This window comes from [Limnothrix rosea] IAM M-220 (genome assembly GCF_001904615.1).
GTDB lineage: Bacteria > Cyanobacteriota > Cyanobacteriia > Cyanobacteriales > MRBY01 > MRBY01.
The window spans coordinates 39,371-62,553 of record NZ_MRBY01000021.1 but is presented as its reverse complement, the minus strand read 5'-3'; the positions used below and the strand labels follow the sequence as shown (position 1 = coordinate 62,553).

Sequence of the window (23,183 nt, the reverse complement as noted above, 5' to 3'; positions counted from 1 at the left end):
GATCGGGAGACACGGAGAGGGGGAGGCACGGGGACATTGGGATTGGGAGACACGGGGACATTGGGATTGGGAGGCACGGGATATCAACGGACACCCGCATTAGAATTATTTGAATGAAAAATCTCCCCATCACTCGCTCTCCCTTTCACCGCGTCGTCATCCTAGACCATTCTTAAACCGAACTCAGGTTTTTTAAGTCTAAGGCCCATGGCTTCTTGATTTTCAAAGCCCCCAAATCAATAGATATCCTGTGTATTGCATGGGCTGGAGATGTTATCAGGGCGTATTAGTGGAATGTGAAATCCTTACACAGCAAGTTTTTCCTGCTTAAGTTGAAGCCAATGGACATAGTAAACCCATACAAAATAAGACGACGAAGCCGATCCAATATCTTGATCTTGGCAGTTTTGACTATAAACAGTCGGAGATTGGTGAAATGCTAGCAAAGTACATGAAGCCCGTTGAAAAATCCCCAACCCTTGAACTCCAAGACCTTTGTACTAATCTCGCTAGCCTAGGCGATAAACTTATCGATAAACTTATCGATTTGTGAGGAAAATTCACGAACTCACAACTCAAACATTCATTTACGCAAGCAATGACCATCGTCGAGATATGGCCACTCAATGGGAGATGAAGTGACCATAAAAATCCCTCGCAAATTACTTTGCCCTTGTGGATCTTCTTCTGCGATTCTGCCGTCTCGCACGGGGCTGGAGCACGAGACTTGTACGCTCAACTTTTGGGGGCAAAGATTCTAAATCAAACACCGGAATGGTGAAGGAAAACTGGCTGCCTGTATCTTTCCCCTCAGACTCTGCCCAGATGGCACCATTCCAGCCGGTAACAATTTGCCGACAGATGGCTAAACCCATACCTGTACCACCAGCACTACGCCGTAGTGCTCCCTCTTCTTGGTAGAACAAATTAAAAATTGTTTCGAGGCGCTTCGGTTCAATGCCACGTCCATCATCGGCGATACTTAGCGTTAACTGATCTGGATCTGCGGCCGTCACATTAATTTCTACTGTGCCGGATTCTTCCGTAAATTTGCAGGCATTGTCCAATAGCTTCGCGATCACTTCCACAAGCCATTCACCATCAGCCTGTACTAAGGGCAAATCAGCAGAAACATTGTTAATGAGATTAGGTAGTGCCCTACCACCACTTTGGAGACGACGTGCACGCATATGACTCATGGCAAGCTCGACACATTCCCGCAATAGTAGTGGTTCTTCTGTCCATTCCACTCGGCCGCTTTCCAGTTTAGACAGGGTGAGAAAATCCTGTACCAATGTCCGCAATCGTTCGGCATCCTGTAGGGCTGTTTCGAGCATCACTTGGCGTAACTCGTCGGGCATATCGGGTTCCGTCGCCAAACTTTCGAGACAGACTTGAATGGTGGATAAGGGTGTCCGCAATTCATGTCCTGTAATCGCCACAAGGTTAGAACGGGTACGATCAAGGGCTTCTAATTGCTCGTTAACTTCTTCGAGGTTGTTGTAGGCTTCGGCTTGAATTAGCGCCACACCTACCTGCACGGCGATCGCCCCGACGAGGGCAACATCTTCCGGTCGCCAATGGATCGACTCCGCGTCGCAGTGGTGTAGTTCGATCATGCCTAGCAAGCGACCCTGATACAAAATCGGCACAAGGAGCCACGACACAATGGAACAGTTCTGTGCCAACTGCTGAATTTCACCTTTAACAAAATAGGGATCATTCGCAGTTTGATCGACCCCTAGCGGCTCACCAAGGGCCACAACTTCTTGAAAGAGGGGATTATTTTTTAGCGGCCAACTTTGGCTTTTAACAGAAATTTGCTCACCCGTGAGGAATTCGTGGCCAATGGTTGCCGTTTCAGAATTTTCCTCACAGCGGTAAATAATACAGCGACAAACCCCCAGACCTTCCCCCAGACTCTCGACTGCTACTTGTAAAATATCTTCCGTATCCAGCGATCGCCGAATTGCTGCGGTCACAGTATTAATCAGTCGTTCCTTTTGCTCCTTATTAGAGAGAGAACGATTAGCTTTGATGATTTTGTACTGACTCGCCTGCAAATAATTAATCAGCCGTTGCACAAACGGATCAGCAGTAGAATGGGGAGCCTGCTCAATAATGTCTGCCGGAACCCCTGAAAAATAGGTGTCCTTTGCCATTTTGATTTTTTCCGCCAGTTCAGGACGATAGACCAACACACGATCCAATAAAATATCAGCGGCCTTTTCCGTAATGCGACGATCTTCTGTCCATAGACCTTCAAACCGTCGTGAATTGTCCGCCGCAAAACTTTCATTGCTGCCGGGAGTGACGACTTTTTCCCGACACACAAGACAACTGGCAAAATTTTCCCCAATCACAATGAGATGCCATTCATTACTGAGGCTATCCTCCGGCTCGAAGGCCACCATCTCAAATTCCTTAGAAGCATTTTTAAATTCTGTCTCCGGCGCAGCAAACACATACACCTGATCAGAGATGGCCGCAATACGACGATAACGGTTAGCCTCTTGACGGTAATAGCGCTCTTGCTGAAAACTTGCAATGACCAGTGGCGAGCCAGATCCGGCCAGCACCTGATCCTCCATGGCGTGGGATAGGGCCGTCAGAGAGGACTTAAAGTAAAGTTGTGGTTGCCCGTTGGGTACTGCGGCAAGTAATTGCTCGACAATTGAGGGGTGAGTGCTCATTGAAAAATGCTGTGATCCTTTGGGATATCGCCGAAGATTTGGCATTCTGACACGGGAATCAACCTGATTATCCTTGATTCCCTACCATTGATCAATTTTTAGTGAACATTTTTGCCTAGGTGGTAATCTTCGCTTCTGGCAAGTCTGGCAGAATTCGCATTCGTGCATATTTCAATCCGGTCACTCCTTGTAATGGTTCGACTGTACCGGATTCAACTTCTGTGTCTAGCCATTTCTCCCGCTGTAAATAATGGACATATTGCCGATATTGATCCCATTCGTCGTCGGTGGAATACACAATTGTCAACATACCGGGCTGGGTAATGCGGCTTTTTGTATTGAGATCGCGGCCTTTGTCGATGCGTTTTTTTACGATTTCGTAGCGGGTATCTTTGCTGCCGCGCACATCGAAGCTTTTTTCGGTTTGTTCGTCGTGGTAAATGTCGATAGTAATGTCTTGGATGAGCACCAAATGAGTTACTTCGATAGTGGTGTCGTAGTCATTTTTTAGCTGGAGGCAGGTGCGGGCACAGTCACACACGGCGCGGATCTGTTCGTAGCGTAGGGCATGGAGATGAAAGGGGGAAAAGCTGGGGTTAATAGCTGCACCGCAATAGATCATGTGGTCAATGCCATCGGTGACTTCGACATCGCAGTAATGGGGAATGATTGCCTGCATTTTCTGTTGCCAGTACTCCCATGTTTTGCGTAGGCGACTGGTAATGTCGTGGATCATGTAGTCGTAATGTTCACGGGCTGAGCAAGCAGAGCCTTGGGAATTGTCGCAGGCGGCTTTATAGGTGGCGATCGCCTTGGGGACTTGACCTTTTAGGGTTTGAAAATAGTCAAAATAGATCTCAAGATGTTGCCGTAGATACTCGATTGCCGTCACTTCGTCTTCGACATGAATACCTTCCGCGAGACGTTGGGCTTTTTCGGTGATATTGAGGTGGAGCTGCTGTAAAAACGAAATATTTTGTTGTTCTAAAACGGCATCAATCACGGCGATCGCCAAAGTATATTGCTCTAGTAGATCCCTTTGCACTGCGTGGTTGCGTTCCTCAGAAGAACCACGAATATCCGAGATGCCATACATGGGATAGACTTTCTCGAAAATAATCGGAGCCGGCGGCAAGCCCCAACTACGACGTTCTGCCTCTTCGCGGAAACGCCATTCCACAGACGGGTGAATATGATTAAAGGGCAATTGATTCGCCGTACGCAGAGCCGTTCTTAAAGCGGGAATCAGTTTTTGGCCGTGGCTAATATCTAGGTGGTCAAAATTATTGCGGCGATCGCTGAGCATGACCACCATGCCCATCAACTGCTGCGTGTCGCTATTTTCCTGCTGGCACGCTAAAACCAACGGAATGAGCAGCATAGAACGGATACCTTGGCTGACCAGTTTCTTCTCAAACTCCGTAACACAATGGGATTTGAGATCCGGTACATTCAGGACATGATTGTGGGATGCCGCCTGCAAAAAATGAGAATTATCAAGGGAATGCAGGGAAGAAAGCGTCGTTTGCCGAATTCTGCCGTTTTTAATGCGATACAGTTTGATTTTTTCGTGTTGGACACTGAGCAAAATGCCCCCATGGGAGCGAAAGAGCGATTTCATCTGCTGGGTCAGACTTTGAAATTTCTCTTCCTCAAAAATCGACTCGCGATCAACAAGGGAGGCAATTAAACGCTGCAGTAATTCACGGTTTGTAACATCTAACCCTTCCCATAGCCACTGACCCGTCACTTTGTAATTATCAAGATTCAGATGTTGCTCCCATTCGGGGTACAGCACAATATCTTCAGGAGCAATACTCCGGAGACCAAAACCAGCGAATTCATCGAGGTCGGGATTTATCCGCTGGACATGGAGATGCTGCGATCGCAACCAAAACTGAATGTAGCGAGGTTCGGTCGTTCCAGTTGGCCGAAATGTGGCAACTAAAGGTTCATCGAGGAAGCGCCAACGATCATGGCAAATACCATAGACATCCCGCAGTACGAGGGGCAATAAATGACGGCGGTATAGCTGTTCGGGGAAGTTGTCGTCCACATCTGCGAGTAGATCAAAAATGCAGATATTTTGATGATTTAGCGGTAACTGCTGTTGATCAAGGCCTGTCAGTGTTTCAAAGGCATGATTAATTTTTCTCAGCACAAAGGAGCCGGGTTCAAGGACTGCCATGAGTAATTTACTGTGTTTATGCAGTAGGTCGTGCCAAGAAATATTTTGCCCAGCAAAATCGGCGGCAATATTGAACGGATCACTCAGGGGATTGTCGACGAGTAAAAGAGGTTGGTCTTCCATGAAAATTGCTTCTGCGATGGGGCCATTGACTTCCGGATGGGACTGTTTGTTCACGCGGTACACCCATAAGACATTCCCCGAATTTGTCCCTAGTTTGATATCTCTACCATAGTCAAGGATTGGGTAAATGTCCGTTGATCTCAGTCACAGGGAAGCGAGTTTTAAGGGCACAAAAGACACTTTTGAGTATTTGATATTTGAATGGGCCATTGCTAGGGGCGGTGCGGGAACCGCCCGATAACTGTCGCAACTGACCGATTACTCTTCAACGACATTTTGTGAAGATGCTAGTTTGCTAAAAAATTGGTTGGCAATGGCGGTTATTTTTTGGCAAATTTTTCTCGGTTTGCTTTGTCTTTCCCTGCTGGGTGTTTCCCGAAATGCTCTTCTGGGCTAGGTGTTCGGTGTGATTCGTTCGTTTAGGAGGCGATCGCCTCAAAGAGTTCTGCATAGGGTTTTTCGGGGGCTTTTTCGTCGGTGACCGCTTCAATAACTTGATCAAGCGTATGGGGATCACCAAGGGCTGCGACACAAATTTCGGCGACAAGCTGACGGGGAATACGCCCTTCAAATAGGGTATCTGCCCCTGAAACCACAACCGGGGCAATTTTTTCTGTGCTTAAACCACCGGGGCGCACAATTGTATATTTGAGGGAACTTCCAATGAGATATTCTTCTGCTTGTTTTTTCCAGAAAAGTACTAAGCCAAAGATATTGAGGGGATGGAAAAACTTAGAGGTGCATAGGGAAGTGACGAGGATAAATTGCTTTATGCCTTTGGCTTCGGCTACATCGATGAGATTTTTGGTGCCGACATAATCGACTTGGTAAAATCCAGCGATATTAAGGCTAGGACGGGAGGCTGCAGCGGAAATTACATAGTCACAGTCGGCGATCGCCACCTCTAGAGTTTCTTTTTTCTGCAAATCTGCGACGACATAATCCACATTGGCCGGGAGGATTTCCTTCGCTTTTTCCAGATCCCGAACCATCGCTCGCACTGCAATATTGCGCTTTACCAGTTCTTTTACGATTAGACGACCCGTTTCTCCCGTTGCACCAGCCACCAAAATTTTCATCTCAAAGCCTCTTTTGTTACAAAAAGTTAAAATAAAGTCCTGTTAAATATAACGAATCGGTATTCCTAGGGATGCAACTTTGTAGAAAAGCAGGCATGATTTTAGGTACAACGAGTGTATTCCTTGTTTTGTAATTTTTATGGGCGTTTCAGAATCTTCGTCTTCTGCTACAGATATAACCAAGCATAGTGATGGCTTTCCGCCAATGCATTTCCAGACTCATTACAAGGGCATTATGCTGATGTACGCGGCTCCTGAGGTGGTGACAGACTATCTAAATTGCCATAGCGGTTGGTTTTGCCGTTGCGCTCACCCGATGAAAGTAGAACCTTTTACCGAAAAAGGCTACATCCTCACTGTGGGTAAATTTGGCAATTTTGGCTATGAAGTGGAGCCAAAGATCGCTGTGTTGCTGGACCCACCGGTTGAAGCAAATTACAAAATGTACAATGTGCCGATTCCTGATGAGCCTTATCTGGGCTATGCGATTGATTATCAGGCGGCAATGCAGCTGAGTGGTACGACCTGGGACGCGGCCATTCACAATGTTAAAAAGGCTGAAAAGCTATTCGGCGATCGCCCGATTCCCCAGCACATCACCCAAGTCGATTGGCAACTAGACCTGAATGTGACTGTTCAGTTTCCTAAATTTATTTATAAACTTCCCCGCAATGTCCTCAAATCTACCGGCGATCGCCTCCTATCCAGCATTGTTGCCCAGATTTCCCCGCGATTAACCGTAAAAGTGCAGCAAGACTTTCACCGCACCTTAAATCTGCCGAGGCCCCCCAAGAGTGCCAGCGCCTGTACCTTTATTCCCCGCGATAGTGCCCCTGAGGTCGTCCCACCAGTTCCCCAACAAAAAGAGGACATTGACCCAGCCAATGCCCCCACTCAACATATTGCGTTGTAAAAAAACTCGTTATCAAAGGAACTCTTTTGCCACAGAAGCTATTACATCCGACCAATAATATTGATCACAATGTCCATACCAGAAACCGCTTGCCAGCCAAATAAACCAACAAGGACTGTATTTAAACCGATGTGAGAAATACGTGCTAGCTCATTACCCCGTTGCATATAGGGGGTGAGAGCTGCGGACACAGCAATGATACCAGTCATGATCAAACCAACAATCAGGTGGGGACCAACAAAAAGCTTACCGTTGTTGATGTAGGTCACGGCCATGCCACCGAGAGTCCCAAGCACCATTAAGGCCAGTAAAACAGAACCGATTTGGTGATGCTTTAAATTAAACTGTTTTTTGATCAGTTCTTTGCGGACTTCTTTTTCCGCAGAGCGAGTACGGCGAATTTGAACGCCGAGGTACATGGCGTAAATTGTGAGACCAAACAGTACCCACATCATGACAGGGTGACCAAACTGAGACCAAACTTTAACGGATTCTGGAATAGCCATGGTGATTATTTTTTTCCTCAAGGTGTGTTGCAAATCTTTATAAAAGTTAACTCATCCCCTCCGCAAATGGAAATGATCTGTTGGGTTTGGCCGGGGGATCTGGGGTGCGATACTGATAAGCAAGCCTTTTGAGGGAGTTTAAATTTTGTTATGAATGTCGCGGGTCATATTTTGCTCTGCCAAGCAATTCGCCAACAGGAGGTGGAAACGGCACGACTGATTTTAGGGAAGGGGGTCGATGTGAATGGTCTGGATGGCGATCGCACGAGTCCTTTGATGTATGCCAGTCAGAATGGGAATTCAGAGCTTGTTAATTTGTGTTTGGGGGCTGGGGCAAAGGTCGATCTGGTCGGTCGCCATGGTTTAACGGCTTTAATGGTGGCGGCCATGGCGCAGCAAGAGTGGGTGGTGGAGCGTCTATTGCTTGCTGGGGCGAAGGTCAATCTGGTCAATGAAGATGGTACAACGGCTTTGATGGTGGCGGCCTATAAAGGTTCTGTTGAGATTGTCGAACAACTTTTAGCTGCTGGGGCAACGCTAAATCAAAGTGATCGCGACCAAGATACAGCGCTGAATTTAGCCATTCAAGGTAGACACCCGGCGGTTGTGCGACTGTTGCTGACCAAGGGGGCTAATCCTTATCAAGGGTATGGCAGTTTGGTTTTGGCGGTATCGGAACGGGCGATCGCCTGTGTAGATGTTTTATTGGCGTTCGGTGTAAATCCTAATTTACCGAGTAGTGATGGCCGCACACCACTCATGCATGCTGCGATGGCGGGCAGTGTCGATATTGTTGAAAAGCTCCTCGCTGCGGGGGCGGAGGTGGATTTTAGTGACCTGAATGGTGATACCGCCCTAATTTTAGCGATTGAGCAGGGAGATGAGGCGATCGCCGCCAGACTCTTGGCTGCTGGGGCAACCTTTACCCAAACTGAAAGCCTATTGCCACTCGCTGCCCTGTCTGGTTGTGTGCCCTTGGTGCAATTTTTATTGTCCCGTTCCCTCGCCATTGATAGTCAAGATGAATCCGGTGATACCGCCCTCCATGCTGCTGCCCTCGAAGGTTATCGCGACATGGTGCATTGTTTAGTCGATGCGGGCGCAAGGGTTGATGTGGTTAATGTCCAAGGTGACACACCATTACTCATTGCCGTCTATCAGGGTCATGGGGCGATCGCCGCAACATTGTTAGATAATGGCGCTGATATTAACTTTAGCAATGACGGTGAAACAGCCCTAACCATTGCCGTGAAAGAAAAACATAACAATCTCATTGAATTGTTGATCGACCAAGGTGCTAATCCCAATCAACGATTTGCCAAGGGAAAAACATTACTCATGCAGGCCGCAGATCAAGGAAATTTATCCCTAATGAAAACCTTGATTGCCGCTAAAGCCGATGTCAATGCCCGCGATGATTTTTGGGCGACACCCCTAATGTGGGCAGCCCACCGAGGGTTTACTGACGCAGTTCAGTTACTGCTTGACCATGCACCGGATTTGGATTTAAATGCCACCAACAAACGTGGTGATACAGCCCTAAAAATTGCCCAATTTAATAAATGTGAGGCGATCGCCGCACTGCTCAAACAAAAAGGAGCCTCTAGCTGAAGCTCCTAAAAATACGTTGAGATCAATACATACAACGTTTTTGTGGCGATCGCCGATCCGATAGCACCCTATTCCGCCACAGTGGTATTAAGAAACTCCTCAATTTCGAGACTCTCTGCCACATGGGGATTCGCATCAATGGGAGCCTCCGGTGGATTGGCATGGCGAGCATCCGTAATCCACCAATCAAGGGCTGTTTCCTGGAGATCGATCGTCGCACCCGTTTTATCAACGCAATAGCGGCCAAACACCAATTTATCCTTGATTCTGACACCAGAACCAAGGCGAGAATATTCAAAGACCACACTACTTTCGACCGTTGCGCCAGAACAAATCCAACAACTAGGGCCAATCATTGTCGGGCCAACAATTTTGGCACCATCTTCAATGCGTGTCATGCCACCAATGTAGACGGGGCCTTCAATGTCAACTTTGTCCCAGTCGACAGCCACATTTAAGCCAGTGTATACACCGGGTTTGACTTCAATACCCGGAATGGGAACATTTTTGACCTTGCCCTGAAGAACATCTTGGATGGCCTGCCAATAGTCGGGCACTTTACCGATATCTACCCACTCAAAATCCATATCGAGGGCATAAAACGGCGCTTTACTTTCGACGAGTTTGGGGAATAGCTCACCACCAATATCAAATTCACAGTTGGGCGGAATGTAATCAATCACCTCTGGCTCAAAGATGTAAATACCGGTATTAATCTTTGTGCTCAGGGCTTCTTCGACGGAAGGTTTTTCTTGGAAGCTGAGAATACGGTCTTCGTCGTCGGTAACCACAACGCCGTAGCTGGGCACATCTTCGAGGGGTACAGATTTGGTAATGACCGTGGCGATCGCCCCCTTTTCGCGATGCCATTTCACCGCTGCCGTGAGGTCAAGATCAATTAACGCATCACCACAGAGCACAATAAAAGTGTCATCAAAGAAGGGATTAAAATCTTGGATTTTACGTAGGCCGCCAGCCGAACCAAGGGCATCACCCTTAAGATCACCATCCTCAATACTGCCTTCAAAGGAATAGGCGAGGTGTACCCCATAGCGCTGACCATCTTTAAAATATCCTTCGATCTCATGGGCGAGGTGGCTAACATTTACCATGATCTGGTCGAAACCATGCTCCACCAGCAGATCAAGCAAAAATTCCATCACGGGTTTTTGTAAAATTGGAATTAGTGGCTTGGGGATTGTGTAGGTGATGGGGCGTACCCTTGTGCCCCGGCCCGCTGCCAGAATCATGGCTTTCATGAATATTGTTGTCCTCGAATGGTTCGTGAATGGTAGGTCGGTAAGTTGTGAGTTAACGCACTCTATGGGTGACACCCATTGTAAATAGTAGTTATTTTACCTAAAGCTGTAGTTTTACTTAGGTGATTTGACGCACAGATTCGGGGGTTATGCCTTTTGGTAGAAGGAGTAGGCGATCGCCTTTAGGGAAAATTCGGCATAGGATATAAAGAACAAGTGTTTTAACTTTTAGCTCATGGCGATTAAACGTAGCCAAGGAAATCCTGCCCCGAAACAGAGTAAATCGAGTCAGAAATCAGCGCGCGATCCCCTCACTAGCGGTCAAGCTTTACCGACGGAAACAGATCAATCTACGTCAGAAGATCGCATTCGTCCCCAAACTTTGGCAGATTATCTCGGACAAAGGGATCTCAAAGAAGTCCTCGGCATTGCGATCGCCGCCGCAAAATCTCGCCAAGAACCCCTTGACCATATGTTGCTCTACGGGCCACCGGGATTGGGTAAAACAACCATGTCCCTCATTTTGGCGGCAGAAATGGGCGTAAAGTGCAAAATTACGGCAGCACCAGCCCTAGAACGCCCCCGCGATATTAGTGGTTTACTCGTGGGTTTGGAAGCGGGCGATATTTTATTTATCGACGAAATTCACCGCCTCAACCGTATGGCAGAAGAGCTACTTTATCCGGCGATGGAGGATAGTCGTCTTGATATCACCATTGGTAAAGGTGTCAGTGCGAGAACCCGCAGTATTCCCCTCAAACCTTTTACTTTGATTGGGGCAACGACAAAAATTGGGTCACTAACGTCGCCATTGCGGGATCGTTTTGGGTTAATCCAACGCTTGCGCTTCTATGAGGTGGATGAGTTGGTTGCCATTGTGCATCGTAGTGCCAAAATTCTTGATCAGCCGGTGACAGAAGCTGGGGCGATCGCCATTGCAAGACGGGCGCGGGGAACCCCACGCATTGCTAATCGTTTGCTCAGAAGAATTCGAGATTATGCCCAAGTCAAGGGCTTTGCTGAGATTAATGATGAAGTGGCGGCAACGGCAATGGATTTATACAACGTTGATCCGCTGGGTTTAGATTGGACAGATCGTCTCATCCTTGACACTATGATTAGTCATTTTGGCGGTGGCCCTGTGGGTTTGGAGGCGATCGCCGCCGCCACTGGCGAAGACAGTAAAACCATCGAAGAAGTGTATGAGCCGTATTTATTACAAATTGGTTTTTTGAGCCGGACACCCAGGGGACGAGTGGTTACTGATAATGCCCGTCAACACCTCGGTTTGCTCGAAAATAAACCGTCCCAAGCAACCCAGTTAGATTTGCTCTAAAAACCTTCCGATTCAAATCCCTCTAGAATGTGTAGAGCATTCAAATAAACATTTAACAAAACACTATGGTTTTTTCTCCGGAAACCTCAGCCCTTGTCGTCCTTGCTGTCGCAGCGTTCGTCGTGGTGCTGTGGGGATACCAGCGATCGCAAAAAGCAGGTCGCCTAGGCTTATTGGCTTGGGGGCAATCCCTGTCGGTGACGGCACCGTGGTTTGTCTTTATCACCTGCGTCTTGCTCGGCATTAGCCTCGATACGATTGGAGTGATTATGCTCCTGGTGGCTTCAGTCGGCGCTTATATTTACCTTGGTAATTTACGGCGGGAAGCGGGACAGGCGGAAGAACTCAAGCAAAAGGCGATCGCCCGCATGCAGGACGAAGAAACCCAAGCATCACCCTCCTCCTCAACCCAGAGTGAGGAAGCCGAAGACACACCGCCGGCCATTGCCCCCATTGATCCGGAAGATTTACAGGCGATTAAGGGGATTTTTGGCATTGATACTTTTTTCTCGACGGAGTCCATTCCCTACCAAGATGGTGCCATTTTTAAAGGAAATCTCCGCGGTGATCCAGAGAAAACCCATGAGAGATTGACCCAAAGTTTAGGCGATCGCCTCGGCGATAAATACCGTTTATTTCTCGTCGAAGATCCCGAAGGGAAACCCGTTGTGATCGTTTTACCCAGCACCAACGATCCCAAAACAACCACCCTTATTCAGAAAAATCTTGCCTTAGTTTTACTCGTAGCCACCCTCGCTACGACCCTAGAAGCCCTCGGTATTTTGCAAGGCTTTGATCTATCGAGTAATTTATCCCGTTATAAAGAAGTATTACCCCTGAGTTTAGGTTTATGGGCGATCCTCGGTGCTCACGAGCTTGCCCATTGGGTGATCAGCGAAAAATATAACGTCAAACTCAGCATTCCTTTTTTCTTGCCCAACTGGCAAATTGGCGCATTCGGTTCCATCACTCGCTTTGAATCCCTTTTACCGACTCGTAATGCCCTCTTTGATATTGCGATCGCCGGGCCAATTGCTGGGGGAGCCTTATCCCTAGTGATGTTAATTACCGGTTTAGTTTTGTCGCAGCCTAACAGTCTGTTTCAAATACCCAGCCAATTTTTCGGTGGCTCTATCCTTGTGGGCAGCCTAGCCAAACTTTTTATGGGAGATGCGATTCAAGCAGCCGTTGTCGCCATTCATCCCCTAACCATTTTGGGATGGCTGGGTCTGGTGATTACCGCCTTAAACCTCATGCCCGCCGGACGACTAGATGGAGGGCGTGTGATTCAGGCCATTTACGGTCGCAAAACGGCTCGCCGTACAACCTTAGCAACGCTAATTATTCTAGGCATTGTGGCTTTATTTAATCCTTCAAATCCCATTCCTCTATATTGGGCATTAATTATTGCTTTTATTCAACGTGATGCAGAGCGTCCGAGCCTAAATGAACTGATCGAACCCGACGATAACCGTGCCCTCCTTGGTTTGGCCGCATTGTTGTTTATGTTGGTGACTTTGATTCCCTTGAGCCCTAGTTTGGCGGGTCAGTTAGGTATCGGTTGATCTGAATTGGGCTTTGTGAAAATGAAGCGGTGAAGGGGAGAGCAAGGGACAGGGAGATTTTTGTATTGAAACAGTTGTAGATGTCCAGAAGGCGAGTTTCAACTCATGCCTTGTGTCTCCGTATCACCTTCTCTCCGTATCACCTTCTCTCCGTATCACCTTCTCTCCGTGTCTCCCATTCTTTCGAGAATTAATGCCTGACCCTTAACTCAAACTATCCCTCGCTAGAATGGAATTGTTAGTTTTAAACAGTCGCTCAAGCTTCAAGAAGAGGACTAGACATTATGACAACTGCACCGAATGAGTTTTGGGATGAAGGTTGGTTTGCGCCGCAACAAACATTAGACCAAGAGTTAATCACCCAGCTCAATTTTGTCCCCGGCCTGCGAGAAGCTTTAATCGTGCGCCAAGTCCATGCCCTCGAACATGCAACGGTGTGGATGTTAACGGAGATTGCGGAACAGTTCCCCGCAAAATGGCGACAGGGCTATGCTGAGCTGGGCGGTATGTCTACAGAAAATGGTTTTTATCTCTATGGCGCAGTTGACAAAGTAGATCTGTATCGGGCAGTGGCCAATGCTGGCGATCGCCTCCGTAATGGTGAGTGGCATTTAGCAGTTCATCCCCGGTGTGGCACAAATCTTTCCGTGGGTTTATTCTTAACCGCTGGTTTAGCCGCTGGTGCATCTTGGCTTTTGCCTAAAGATCCCTTGTCTCAATTAATCGGTATGGGCACTGCTGCGGCGACTGCAATGGCGATCGCCCCCGAAGTGGGACGCTATGCCCAGCGTTACCTCACCACCTCAATTCCCTTTAACTTAACAATGATGGAAATCGAGGACAGTACCGATATTGCGGGGAATCAGAGCCATTTTGTCCGATTACGCTGGCAGGATGCGCAATAAAACTTAAACTCGGCGATCGCCAGAAAACCACATTCCGATAGTACGCTGTTATCTAAGTCTAATTACTTTTTTAGTATCGCTTTAAAGGAAAACAATCATGGCTATTGAACGCGGTTCCAAAGTTCGCATTCTTCGCAAAGAATCCTATTGGTACAAAGACGTTGGCACAGTTGCCAGCGTTGACAAGAGTGGCATCATTTACCCCGTGATCGTCCGTTTCGACAAAGTAAACTACAACGGTTTTAGTGGTAGTGCTGGCGGTCTCAACACCAACAACTTTGCAGAGCACGAGCTTGAAGTTGTTAAGTAAGATTTCACTCGCTTTTATTTCTGACATCAAATTCAATTTTCCGACATCGTCTTCAGCAGAGGCGGTGTTTTTTATTGGCACTTCTATTTCCCGAAAGACAATGGGAAAATGAATAGAGTAGGTATTCTTACAAAAGTAAATAAGATTTCCGACTCATATCCTTCCTTGGGGAAGGTGCCGAAGGCGGAAGGGGTTTCAGAGGGTTACGTAGCTCATCGAAACCCACCCCTAGCCCCTCCCAAGAGGGGAACTTCAGACCCATTGTTAAGAACCTCAGTAAACAAAACATCTATATAAAAGGATTAACCCTGTGACCGTTCGCGTTCGTATTGCCCCTAGCCCCACTGGCAACCTCCACATTGGTACAGCCAGAACAGCCGTCTTTAACTGGCTTTTTGCCCGCAACCAAGGCGGTACATTTATTCTCCGTGTTGAAGATACAGATACCGAGCGATCGCGCCCCGAATATACCGAAAACATTAAATCCGGTCTAGAGTGGCTCGGCATGACCTGGGACGAAGGCCCCTTCTTCCAAACTCAACGCCTCGATCAATATAAAGCCGCAATTCAAACGCTTCTAGATAAAGGCTTAGCCTACCGTTGCTACTGCACTCCCGCAGAACTGGACGAGATGCGGGAAAAACAAAAAGCAAATAATCAAGCGCCCCGCTACGATAACCGCCACCGTAATTTAACCGATGAAGAGCGCAACGCCTTTGAAGCAGAAGGTCGTACCGCCGTGATTCGGTTCAAAATTGACGATGGTCAACAAATTATTTGGCAGGATCTTGTGCGGGGCAAGATGTCTTGGCAAGGGAGTGATCTCGGTGGTGATATGGTGATCGCAAGAACCCCGGAAGGTGATGAAGCCTTTGGTCAGCCCCTCTATAACCTCGCGGTAGTTGTTGACGATGTGGATATGCAAATTTCCCACGTCATTCGCGGGGAAGATCATATTGCGAACACTGCGAAGCAAATTTTGTTGTACGAAGCGCTCGGTGCAGCAGTGCCTGAGTTTGCTCACACACCTCTAATCCTGAATCAAGATGGCCGCAAACTTTCCAAGCGTGACGGTGTGACCTCTGTGGATGATTTCCGCAAAATGGGTTTTACAGCGCCTGCTCTGGCAAATTACATGACCTTGCTTGGTTGGACTGCGCCAGATTCGACTCAGGAAATTTTTACCCTCGATGAAGCGGCTAAAGTTTTCTCTCTTGAGCGGGTCAATAAAGCTGGTGCAAAGTTTGATTGGGATAAGCTGGATTGGATTAACTCCCAGTACCTCCACCATATGCCTGTGAGCGAATTAACAGATTTACTTGTGCCCTATCTCGAAGAGGCAGATCTTGGGGAATATCTCGGCGATCGCCCTTGGTTAGAGTCATTAACTGAATTGGTGCAGCCTAGCTTGACTCGTTTGACTGATGTTGTGGCAGAAAGTGAATTACTCTTTGGCAACACCATTGAGCTAGACGAAAAAGCAACTAAGCAACTTCAAACAGAAGGTGTGGCAACGGTTCTGCAAGATGTTCTGAAGGCTATTCAAGAAACAGGTGAGCTAGATGTCGATGGTTGCAAAGCGATCATTAAAGATGTGACCAAAGCCCACGGCGTGAAAAAAGGTCTTGTGATGAAGTCCCTCCGTGCTGGTCTAATGGGTAAGCTCCAAGGTCCGGATCTGATGCAGTCTTGGGTTCTTCTCCATCAGAAAGGCTGGGACGGCGATCGCCTCACCCAAGCCCTTGGTTCAATTTAATGTGCCGCAAAAAATAGTGCCTCTCAAAAATGGGAGGCACAAAAGATCACATTGTCAAAACTGAAAAATACTCAAGTTGCTAGGTGGGTACAGCTTCACCGGGTCGTAGCATGGCCCATTTACCATCTTCGCGGGAAAAACTTTGGCAACCGACCACGTCCCATTCCATTTCAATCACTTCACCCTCAGAGCGAATATTGACATTAATCGTGGGTTCTTTCGGCTCAAATGTGGGATTTTCCGTTAGGTGAGGCTGTTGATGTTGAGTTTCAACCACATGGTATGTCTGACATCGATCCACATATTCACAGTTAATACAAATACACATGCTGTGCCTCACTGAAATCCATGTTTTTTCAGTATAACGATTTTGCTGAAAACCAGAATTATGGCATTAAATTTTTTGTATTTCTCCCATAAAAATATTTTGAGGCGATCGCCCTGAGCTTTGAGCATTTAGCCCAACAAATTAGTACGTCTCAAAAGTACCCAGGGGACAAGCTAAATAATTGGTCGCCTCGTCGAAAAATGGCAGTGAAGGAACTGGGCCACCCGGTTCAGATTTCTCACACAAAATAGTAATTGTTGAGGGGAACTCACTGTCAAAATCATCGTAAACATGGGTCGCCCCCACAATATGGTAACCCTCCGGAGATTTGGCGATCGCCTGGGAAGTCACAAGGCTTGGATTTTGCAATGTCATAGTGTAGCTATAGGCATCCGTCTCTGGCGATAACCCAATCTGCAAGGACTCAATATTGTCAGTAAAACGCTTATTTTCTAGCCAAAAATCCTGTTGCGCTCGATTAATCGCACCTAAATTATCAAGAGCCTCGATCACCTGATTTTCTGCATTCACCTCTGCACAAGTTTCCTGCATCATGGCGAACTGCTCCTGAGATGCCTGAAGCATGCCGGGAACATCAAGGGTCTGAATATCATTCAGGGAGCCAATCGTGTTGGGATTAAGTAGGGCAAGACTAACCTTGGTATTTTCATTGAGGATGGCCGCCTCTAGGCGAGACATATCATCACACTGCTGCCCCGAGTCAAACACAGCAAACATATCCTCTAGATCTAGTTCCTGGGGCGCGAGGGGGAAACGATAGGCCACTAAATATTCTTTGCCACCCATCTCCGTCGTCTCACCTTGGGTAAAGTAGGTATTGCCATAGACATTGGTGATCCCAAACAAGCTAAACCAAGTTTGCATGAGATCTGCAAATTCATACTGCCCAGCAATGCGAAACTGCCGCCAGGAGCCATCTAGTTCTCCTAAACTTAAATCTAGAGGCAGCTCAGAATCCTCGGTGAAAGGATTAGCAGACACGCTATTTCTCTCGCTTTGTATCGCCGCCGGGGCGATCGCCATCGTGCTAGCGAAACAAACAGTCAATATTCTTTTCCAAGCAATCCAAGACATCATTTTTTTTATAGAACTCTGATAATTATTAGCCTTATTCTTCTTATTTTTGTAAAAACGGTCAACATAATCTGCACTTAGCAATGATTTGTATTGGACTGGGTGACCTGTAAGTTTTTTTGAGTCAAAGCATGCCAACAATCATCAGTAATCATTTCAGCTTCACAGAAACTTTAAAAACCTACTTTTCGAGCAGCAATCATCGGCACTTTAGTGGGATTTTTCACACAAAAAAACGACAGGTTATACCTGCCGTCACACTTCGAATTCAATGACCCGACATAGCTCCTGACTAAATAATTTAGTTCTAAAAGAGCTATTTAAAAGATATTTAAACCTAAGCGCCGGGAGCCGCAGGCTCAGAAGGAGGAGCATCCTCAGCATCAGCAGCGAGAACAGGTTCAGCATCCATCTTCATGGTCAGATAACGAATGACAGATTCGTTGAAACGCATGTCACGCTCGTAGGTTTTAATCTGGCTACCGTCAGCTTTGAAGTTGACTTGGATGTAGATGCCATCGTTGAAGTTTTGGATCGGATAGGCCAAGTGACGCTTACCGCGTACTTGAACTTGTATGTCAGTAGCACCAGACTCTTGCAACATAGTCTTGTACTTTGTGGAGGCTTCTTGTACTTGCTCTTCGCCAATGTCTGGGCGCAAGATGTACATTAATTCGTAGTTATTGCTCATTAAATAATTTTTTCCTTGTGGACAGGGGGCTACTTGGTTATCTGAAAAAATTCACAAAATATTGTTGATTTCTTCGAATTTATTTGAGTAGCAAGGATATAGAATTCTACTATACCTTGCACCTCTTTGGATATTGCTTCTGTAAGCCCCCTTGTTTTGTGGGATTTCTCCAGTATGCTGGCACGGGTGAGGCTCTTTTTTTTGTAAAGGTTGGTTCAGATTTTTGCTATGGCGCAACGTTATGTCCGGATTCAAACTCGCCAAGGGCAGGTGTATTATGGTGTGCTTTGTCTAAATCGCGAGGTAAAGGTTCTCGACGCGCCTGCTTGGCTCGGTGGTCAGGTGACGGAAATGACGATTGAGCCGGATAGTTATAAAATTTTGCCTCCTTGTGCGCCTTCTAAGGTGATTGCAGTGGGTCGCAATTTTGTGGGTCATGCGTCGGAGCTGGGGAATGAGGTGCCGACGGAGCCGTTACTTTTTCTCAAGCCTTCGACGACGATTATTGCCCATGAAGAAAATATTGTTTATCCGTCCCAGTCGAATTGGGTTGATTTTGAAGGGGAGCTGGCTTTGATTATCGGCGATCGCACATTCCACTGCACCCCGGAAGAAGCTCATACCAAGATTTGGGGCTACACGATCGCCAATGATGTGACGGCGCGAGATTTACAGAAAAAAGACGGTCAATGGACGCGGGCGAAGGGCTTTGATACATTTTGCCCATTGGGCCCATGGATTGTGCGGGAACTGAGTCCAGAAGCGAAATTGCAGACTTATATTAACGATGCGCTGGAACCTCACCAGTCAGCTTCCGTGTTGGATATGGTGTTTTCGGTGACGGAGTTGGTGAGTTATATCTCCCATGTGATGACGCTATTGCCGGGGGATGTGGTTTTGACGGGGACACCTTCTGGGGTGGGGAAAGTCAATATCGGCGATCGCATCCGGATTGCCATTGAGGGCATTGGCGAATTAGAAAATACCGTTGTTGCCCCAAAACAGTAAGTGCGGAAGAATATCCCGTAAAATTTACTCCACAATTATTCCTAACAAATTATTGGATCTGCCAGAGCCTATGTCCTTTGTTTCTCGCCTTGCCGTCAGCATGTCGCTTATTTCTTTGTTGGGGTTAGCTGCCTGTGGTGGCACTCAAACTTCTCCGGGAATCCAGACAAATACTGAAGATACCTCGACTTTAAAACTTCTGTATTGGCAAGCGCCGACTATTCTAAATCCCCATCTCTCGACGGGTTTTAAGGATTGGGAAGCGAGCCGCATTACGCTAGAGCCTCTGGCAACCTTTAATGAAAATAGCGAATTAATTCCGATTTTGGCGGCGGAAATTCCGAGTGTCGAAAATGGCGGTGTTGCAGCAGATGGTTTATCGGTGACGTGGCAGCTTAAGCCTGATATTTTATGGTCTGACGGCGAACCCTTTACCGCTGAGGATGTGGTCTTCACCTATGAATGGGCGAGTAATCCTGATACTGGCGCGACCAGTTTAGGGATTTTTGAGGTGGTCGAGAAGGTCGAGGCGATTGATGAGCTGACCGTCAAGGTTACTTTTAAAGAGGTGACACCGTCTTGGTTTGGGGTGTTTGTCGGTAGTGAGGGAATGCTGTTACCGAAGCATAAATTTGAAGATTACCAAGGGACTGAAGCAAGAACGGCTCCGGCAAATTTGATGCCTGTGGGCACAGGAGCCTATCGGGTGGTGGAATTTAAGCCCGGTGATGTGGTGGTTTATGAAAAAAATCCGAATTATCGTGAGGCGGAGACGGTTGGGTTTGAGCGTCTTGAGCTAAAGGGCGGTGGTGATGCAACTTCGGCGGCGCGGGCTGTGTTGCAAACGGGCGATGCGGATTTTGCCTATAACCTCCAAGTGGAATCGAAAATTCTGGATGAGCTGAGTCAAGGGGGACAGGGTGAGGTGGTTGCTAATTTTGGTTCCCTTGGTGAGCGCATCATTATTAATTTCACCGACCCCAACAAAGAAACGGCTGAAGGTGAACGTTCTAGCACCGAATTTCCTCACCCATTTTTGACGGATATTAAGGTTCGGGAGGCGATCGCCACAGCTATTGATCGAGACACAATCACCGAAGAGCTTTATGGGATTACAGGCAAAGCTAATGCCAATTTTGTGGTGAACCCGCCGGAATTGGTTTCGCCCAACACCAGCTACGAATTCAATCTCGAAAAAGCCAATGCTTTGCTGGATGAAGCGGGCTGGGTGGATAGTAATGGCGATGGCACACGGGATAAAGATGGCGTGGAAATGAAAATGGTTTTTCAGACTTCCGTAAATCCCTTGCGGCAAAAAACTCAGGCGATCGCCAAACAAAACTTACGGGAGATTGGCATTGATCTGGAACTGAAGAGTATTGACGCTAGTGTCTTTTTCTCAGGAGATCCTGCCAATGCAGACACGGCAGAAAGATTTGTTGCTGATCTGCAAATGTTCACGACTGGCAATACCAACCCTGATCCGCTGCCCTATTTAAAACGCTATACCTGCAGCCAAATCCCGACTATGGAAAATAGTTGGACTGGCGATAATTACGCCCGCTATTGTAATCCTGACTATGACGAGCTTTGGGCAGCGACTAATAAAGAACTCGATCCAGAAAAACGGCAGGCCGCCATTATTGAAATGAATGATTTGCTTGTGAATAATTTTGTGGTAATTCCCCTCGTGCATCGTGCGGAAACAGCTGGGGTTAGCAATAACTTATCGGGTGTTTCCCTCACGCCATGGGATATGAATACTTGGAATATTGCCCAATGGAAAAAGGCTTCGGAAGCCACCGAGTAATAAAAATGAGATGACGGGGCGATCGCCAAACCAAAAATCCCCGCGTCCCCCGAATCTCCCATTCTCCGCGTCTCTCCCTACGCTTTTAGAAAACTCACAAGAGCCTGAAGTTTGTCCCACGCTGCGCCACTGGCAATGACTTCTTTTGCTTTGGCGATACCTGCGGCATGATTTCCCCATTCAACGGAACCCGCAACCTGAAGGGCAAGGGATGCATTAAGCGCCACCACATCGGTTTGGGCTTTTGTCGCTTTACCTTGGAGGACGTTAGTAAGAATTTCTTGGTTAACAGGAATATCGCCACCTTTCAAGTCTGCGAGGGGAACAGAGGTTAAACCTAATTCTTTGGGATCGAGGGTGATGGTTTTTACGTCATTGCCATTCACCGCCGTCAAATCTGTTAAATCGCCTAAGCCTGCTTCATCAAGTTTCTCGCGACCATGGAGCACCATTGCTTTTGTTGTGCCTAGCTGCTGGAGGGCGATCGCCATCCGTTCGATAAATTTCGGATCATAGACACCAATAATTTGCCCAGTGGGTTGCAGCGGATTCACCAAAGGGCCAAGCAAATTAAACACTGTGCGGATTTTCATTTCCTGACGAATCGGAGCCACTGCCTTCATGGCTGGATGCCAGCCCCGCGCAAATAGGAACGTAATACCTACTTCATTTAGAGCCGCAGCCACTTTTTCGCTAGGCGCACCCAAATCCACACCTAAAGCTTCCAACACATCCGCCGAACCAACCTTACTTGAAGCCGAACGATTACCGTGTTTCGCGACTTTTACCCCTGCCGCAGCCGTGACAAAGGCCACAGCCGTGGAGATATTAAAGGTCGAAGAACCATCACCACCCGTACCGCAGGTATCCACAACGGGCTGATTATGATTGAGCGTTTCCTGTTGTAGCGATTGAGATTTTAAAACCCTCGCCATCCCTGTTAGCTCGTCTGCCGAAACTCCTTTCGTTTGGATCGCCGCTAAAATTGCCCCCGACAAAATCGGTGAAATCTCTTCGTTGAGCCAGCCTGTCATCAAAGTACGTGCTTGCTCTTGGTCGAGGGAAATCCCTTCGATGAGCTGTGTAAGAAAGTCTGTCCAATTGGTTGTTGTCATGGCAAAAACGCAAGCAAAAAAATTTATTCTCTCCAAAAACTTTATCGGAATTCCCAGTCATTCCGAGAATCTTTTAGAATATGCCTTGAAAAAGGTTCTTTTAGGCAATGGGCAATTTGAGGGTTATGAAGGTTTTAGTGCGAATCGCATGTTTATCTTTGATGGTGTTATGTTTATTTGTTGGATCTCCTGCCTATGCATCGAGTCCAGCGGCGACTTCGCGTTCGGCGATCGATAGTGAAGATTTTGCTAATGAAAATTTTGCTGGGGAAAGTTTCCAGGGGGCTGAATTTACTGAGGTGAATTTTCGTAATGCGGATTTAAGTGAGACGGATTTGCGAGGGGCTGTTTTTAATAGTTGTCAGCTACAAAATGCTGATTTACATGGCGCAAATATGACTAATGGTATTGCCTATCTGACGAAGTTTACTGACGCTGATTTGTCTGGTGCTATTTTCGAGGAGGCTATTCTCCTGCGTTCGACCTTCGATGGTGCAAATATTGATGGCGCTGATTTTAGTTTTGCGGTTCTTGATGGTACTCAGCAAAAGAAACTTTGTGCGGCGGCGACTGGGGTGAATCCTGTGACTGGTATTGCGACAGCGGATTCTCTCGGTTGCTAGAAACCTTGATATAAAATTATTTTCCCAAACGGATTGAGTCACTGCTCGATCCGTTTTTTGCTGATTAAATATATGGGCGATCGCCTGCAATTAAAGCGATTCAACAGTGACCAAGATTACGATTTTACCTTGAGCTTCATTTGCTTCTATAAATCACATCGCTTCCAATAGAGATTCGATTCCCTCAAATACTTGGTCAACCAAAGTGGGCAATAAGCCATCTGCCAATTCAGCAGAAATGAATGTTTTAGCTCTTACATTTTGTCTCC

General features: G+C 47.1%; 19 protein-coding genes. 10 read left to right on the top strand and 9 right to left on the bottom strand.

The window, feature by feature from the left end:
• Positions 1–662: 662 nt before the first annotated feature.
• The 3 genes from NIES208_RS10080 to NIES208_RS10070 form a co-directional block, all read right to left on the bottom strand.
• The gene (locus tag NIES208_RS10080; protein WP_075892316.1) at positions 663–2,693 is read right to left on the bottom strand and encodes a DICT sensory domain-containing protein; all 2,031 of its coding nucleotides are present in this window, start codon (positions 2,691–2,693) and stop codon (positions 663–665) included.
• 115 nt (positions 2,694–2,808) lie between these two features.
• A complete protein-coding gene (locus NIES208_RS10075; RefSeq protein ID WP_225875293.1) occupies positions 2,809–5,058 on the bottom strand; it encodes a GAF domain-containing protein in 2,250 nt (749 codons plus the stop codon).
• Positions 5,059–5,423: 365 nt separating this feature from the next.
• Positions 5,424–6,083 carry an SDR family oxidoreductase gene (locus NIES208_RS10070; protein WP_075892312.1) on the bottom strand — a complete coding sequence of 220 codons (660 nt, stop codon included), beginning with the start codon at positions 6,081–6,083 and terminating at the stop codon, positions 5,424–5,426.
• A 139-nt stretch (positions 6,084–6,222) separates the two neighbouring features.
• Between NIES208_RS10070 and NIES208_RS10065 the strand changes: the two genes are divergently transcribed.
• Positions 6,223–6,996 (top strand): DUF1997 domain-containing protein, encoded by a 774-nt coding sequence (locus NIES208_RS10065; protein ID WP_075892310.1) that lies wholly within the window; start codon positions 6,223–6,225, stop codon positions 6,994–6,996.
• Positions 6,997–7,037: 41 nt separating this feature from the next.
• On the opposite strand, the gene NIES208_RS10060 is transcribed toward NIES208_RS10065, so the two are convergent.
• Positions 7,038–7,508, bottom strand: coding sequence for a DUF4079 domain-containing protein (locus tag NIES208_RS10060; RefSeq protein WP_075892330.1), 471 nt, complete (start codon positions 7,506–7,508; stop codon positions 7,038–7,040).
• A gap of 144 nt (positions 7,509–7,652) precedes the next feature.
• Here NIES208_RS10060 and NIES208_RS10055 point away from each other — a divergent pair, with 144 nt between their 5' ends.
• Positions 7,653–9,113 (top strand): ankyrin repeat domain-containing protein, encoded by a 1,461-nt coding sequence (locus tag NIES208_RS10055; RefSeq protein WP_075892308.1) that lies wholly within the window; start codon positions 7,653–7,655, stop codon positions 9,111–9,113.
• Positions 9,114–9,181: 68 nt separating this feature from the next.
• Here NIES208_RS10055 and NIES208_RS10050 read toward each other — a convergent pair whose 3' ends face one another.
• A complete protein-coding gene (locus NIES208_RS10050; RefSeq protein WP_075892306.1) occupies positions 9,182–10,372 on the bottom strand; it encodes a nucleotidyltransferase family protein in 1,191 nt (396 codons plus the stop codon).
• Positions 10,373–10,607: 235 nt separating this feature from the next.
• On the opposite strand from NIES208_RS10050, the gene ruvB reads away from it, so the two are divergent.
• The 5 genes from ruvB (at position 10,608) to gltX (ending at position 16,244) form a co-directional block, all read left to right on the top strand.
• A complete protein-coding gene (gene ruvB, locus NIES208_RS10045; RefSeq protein WP_075892304.1) occupies positions 10,608–11,708 on the top strand; it encodes a Holliday junction branch migration DNA helicase RuvB in 1,101 nt (366 codons plus the stop codon).
• A gap of 65 nt (positions 11,709–11,773) precedes the next feature.
• Positions 11,774–13,273 (top strand): site-2 protease family protein, encoded by a 1,500-nt coding sequence (locus NIES208_RS10040; protein WP_075892302.1) that lies wholly within the window; start codon positions 11,774–11,776, stop codon positions 13,271–13,273.
• A 284-nt stretch (positions 13,274–13,557) separates the two neighbouring features.
• Complete coding sequence (locus NIES208_RS10035) at positions 13,558–14,178, top strand: DUF6391 domain-containing protein (protein ID WP_075892300.1); 621 nt, start codon at positions 13,558–13,560, stop codon at positions 14,176–14,178.
• Between the two features lie 94 nt (positions 14,179–14,272).
• Entirely contained in the window at positions 14,273–14,488 is a 216-nt protein-coding gene (locus NIES208_RS10030; protein ID WP_459382887.1) for a photosystem I reaction center subunit IV, read from the top strand.
• Positions 14,489–14,798: 310 nt separating this feature from the next.
• Positions 14,799–16,244, top strand: coding sequence for a glutamate--tRNA ligase (gene gltX / locus NIES208_RS10025; RefSeq protein ID WP_075892297.1), 1,446 nt, complete (start codon positions 14,799–14,801; stop codon positions 16,242–16,244).
• Between the two features lie 79 nt (positions 16,245–16,323).
• Here the strand turns inward: gltX and NIES208_RS10020 are convergent, their stop codons facing one another.
• The 3 genes from NIES208_RS10020 to rpsF form a co-directional block, all read right to left on the bottom strand.
• A complete protein-coding gene (locus NIES208_RS10020) occupies positions 16,324–16,572 on the bottom strand; it encodes a Ycf34 family protein (RefSeq protein WP_075892295.1) in 249 nt (82 codons plus the stop codon).
• A 141-nt stretch (positions 16,573–16,713) separates the two neighbouring features.
• Entirely contained in the window at positions 16,714–17,640 is a 927-nt protein-coding gene (locus NIES208_RS10015) for a type IV pilin-like G/H family protein (protein WP_171971752.1), read from the bottom strand.
• A gap of 364 nt (positions 17,641–18,004) precedes the next feature.
• Positions 18,005–18,358 (bottom strand): 30S ribosomal protein S6, encoded by a 354-nt coding sequence (gene rpsF / locus NIES208_RS10010; protein WP_075892291.1) that lies wholly within the window; start codon positions 18,356–18,358, stop codon positions 18,005–18,007.
• Between the two features lie 228 nt (positions 18,359–18,586).
• On the opposite strand from rpsF, the gene NIES208_RS10005 reads away from it, so the two are divergent.
• Both NIES208_RS10005 and NIES208_RS10000 read left to right on the top strand, forming a co-directional pair.
• Positions 18,587–19,366 (top strand): fumarylacetoacetate hydrolase family protein, encoded by a 780-nt coding sequence (locus NIES208_RS10005; RefSeq protein ID WP_075892289.1) that lies wholly within the window; start codon positions 18,587–18,589, stop codon positions 19,364–19,366.
• Between the two features lie 70 nt (positions 19,367–19,436).
• Positions 19,437–21,176: a peptide ABC transporter substrate-binding protein gene (locus NIES208_RS10000; RefSeq protein ID WP_075892287.1), complete on the top strand. Its 1,740-nt coding sequence runs from the start codon at positions 19,437–19,439 to the stop codon at positions 21,174–21,176.
• A 77-nt stretch (positions 21,177–21,253) separates the two neighbouring features.
• On the opposite strand, the gene trpD is transcribed toward NIES208_RS10000, so the two are convergent.
• Positions 21,254–22,291 carry an anthranilate phosphoribosyltransferase gene (gene trpD / locus NIES208_RS09995; RefSeq protein ID WP_075892278.1) on the bottom strand — a complete coding sequence of 346 codons (1,038 nt, stop codon included), beginning with the start codon at positions 22,289–22,291 and terminating at the stop codon, positions 21,254–21,256.
• A gap of 161 nt (positions 22,292–22,452) precedes the next feature.
• Between trpD and NIES208_RS09990 the strand changes: the two genes are divergently transcribed.
• The gene (locus tag NIES208_RS09990) at positions 22,453–22,914 is read left to right on the top strand and encodes a pentapeptide repeat-containing protein (RefSeq protein WP_225875292.1); all 462 of its coding nucleotides are present in this window, start codon (positions 22,453–22,455) and stop codon (positions 22,912–22,914) included.
• Positions 22,915–23,183: the final 269 nt, after the last annotated feature.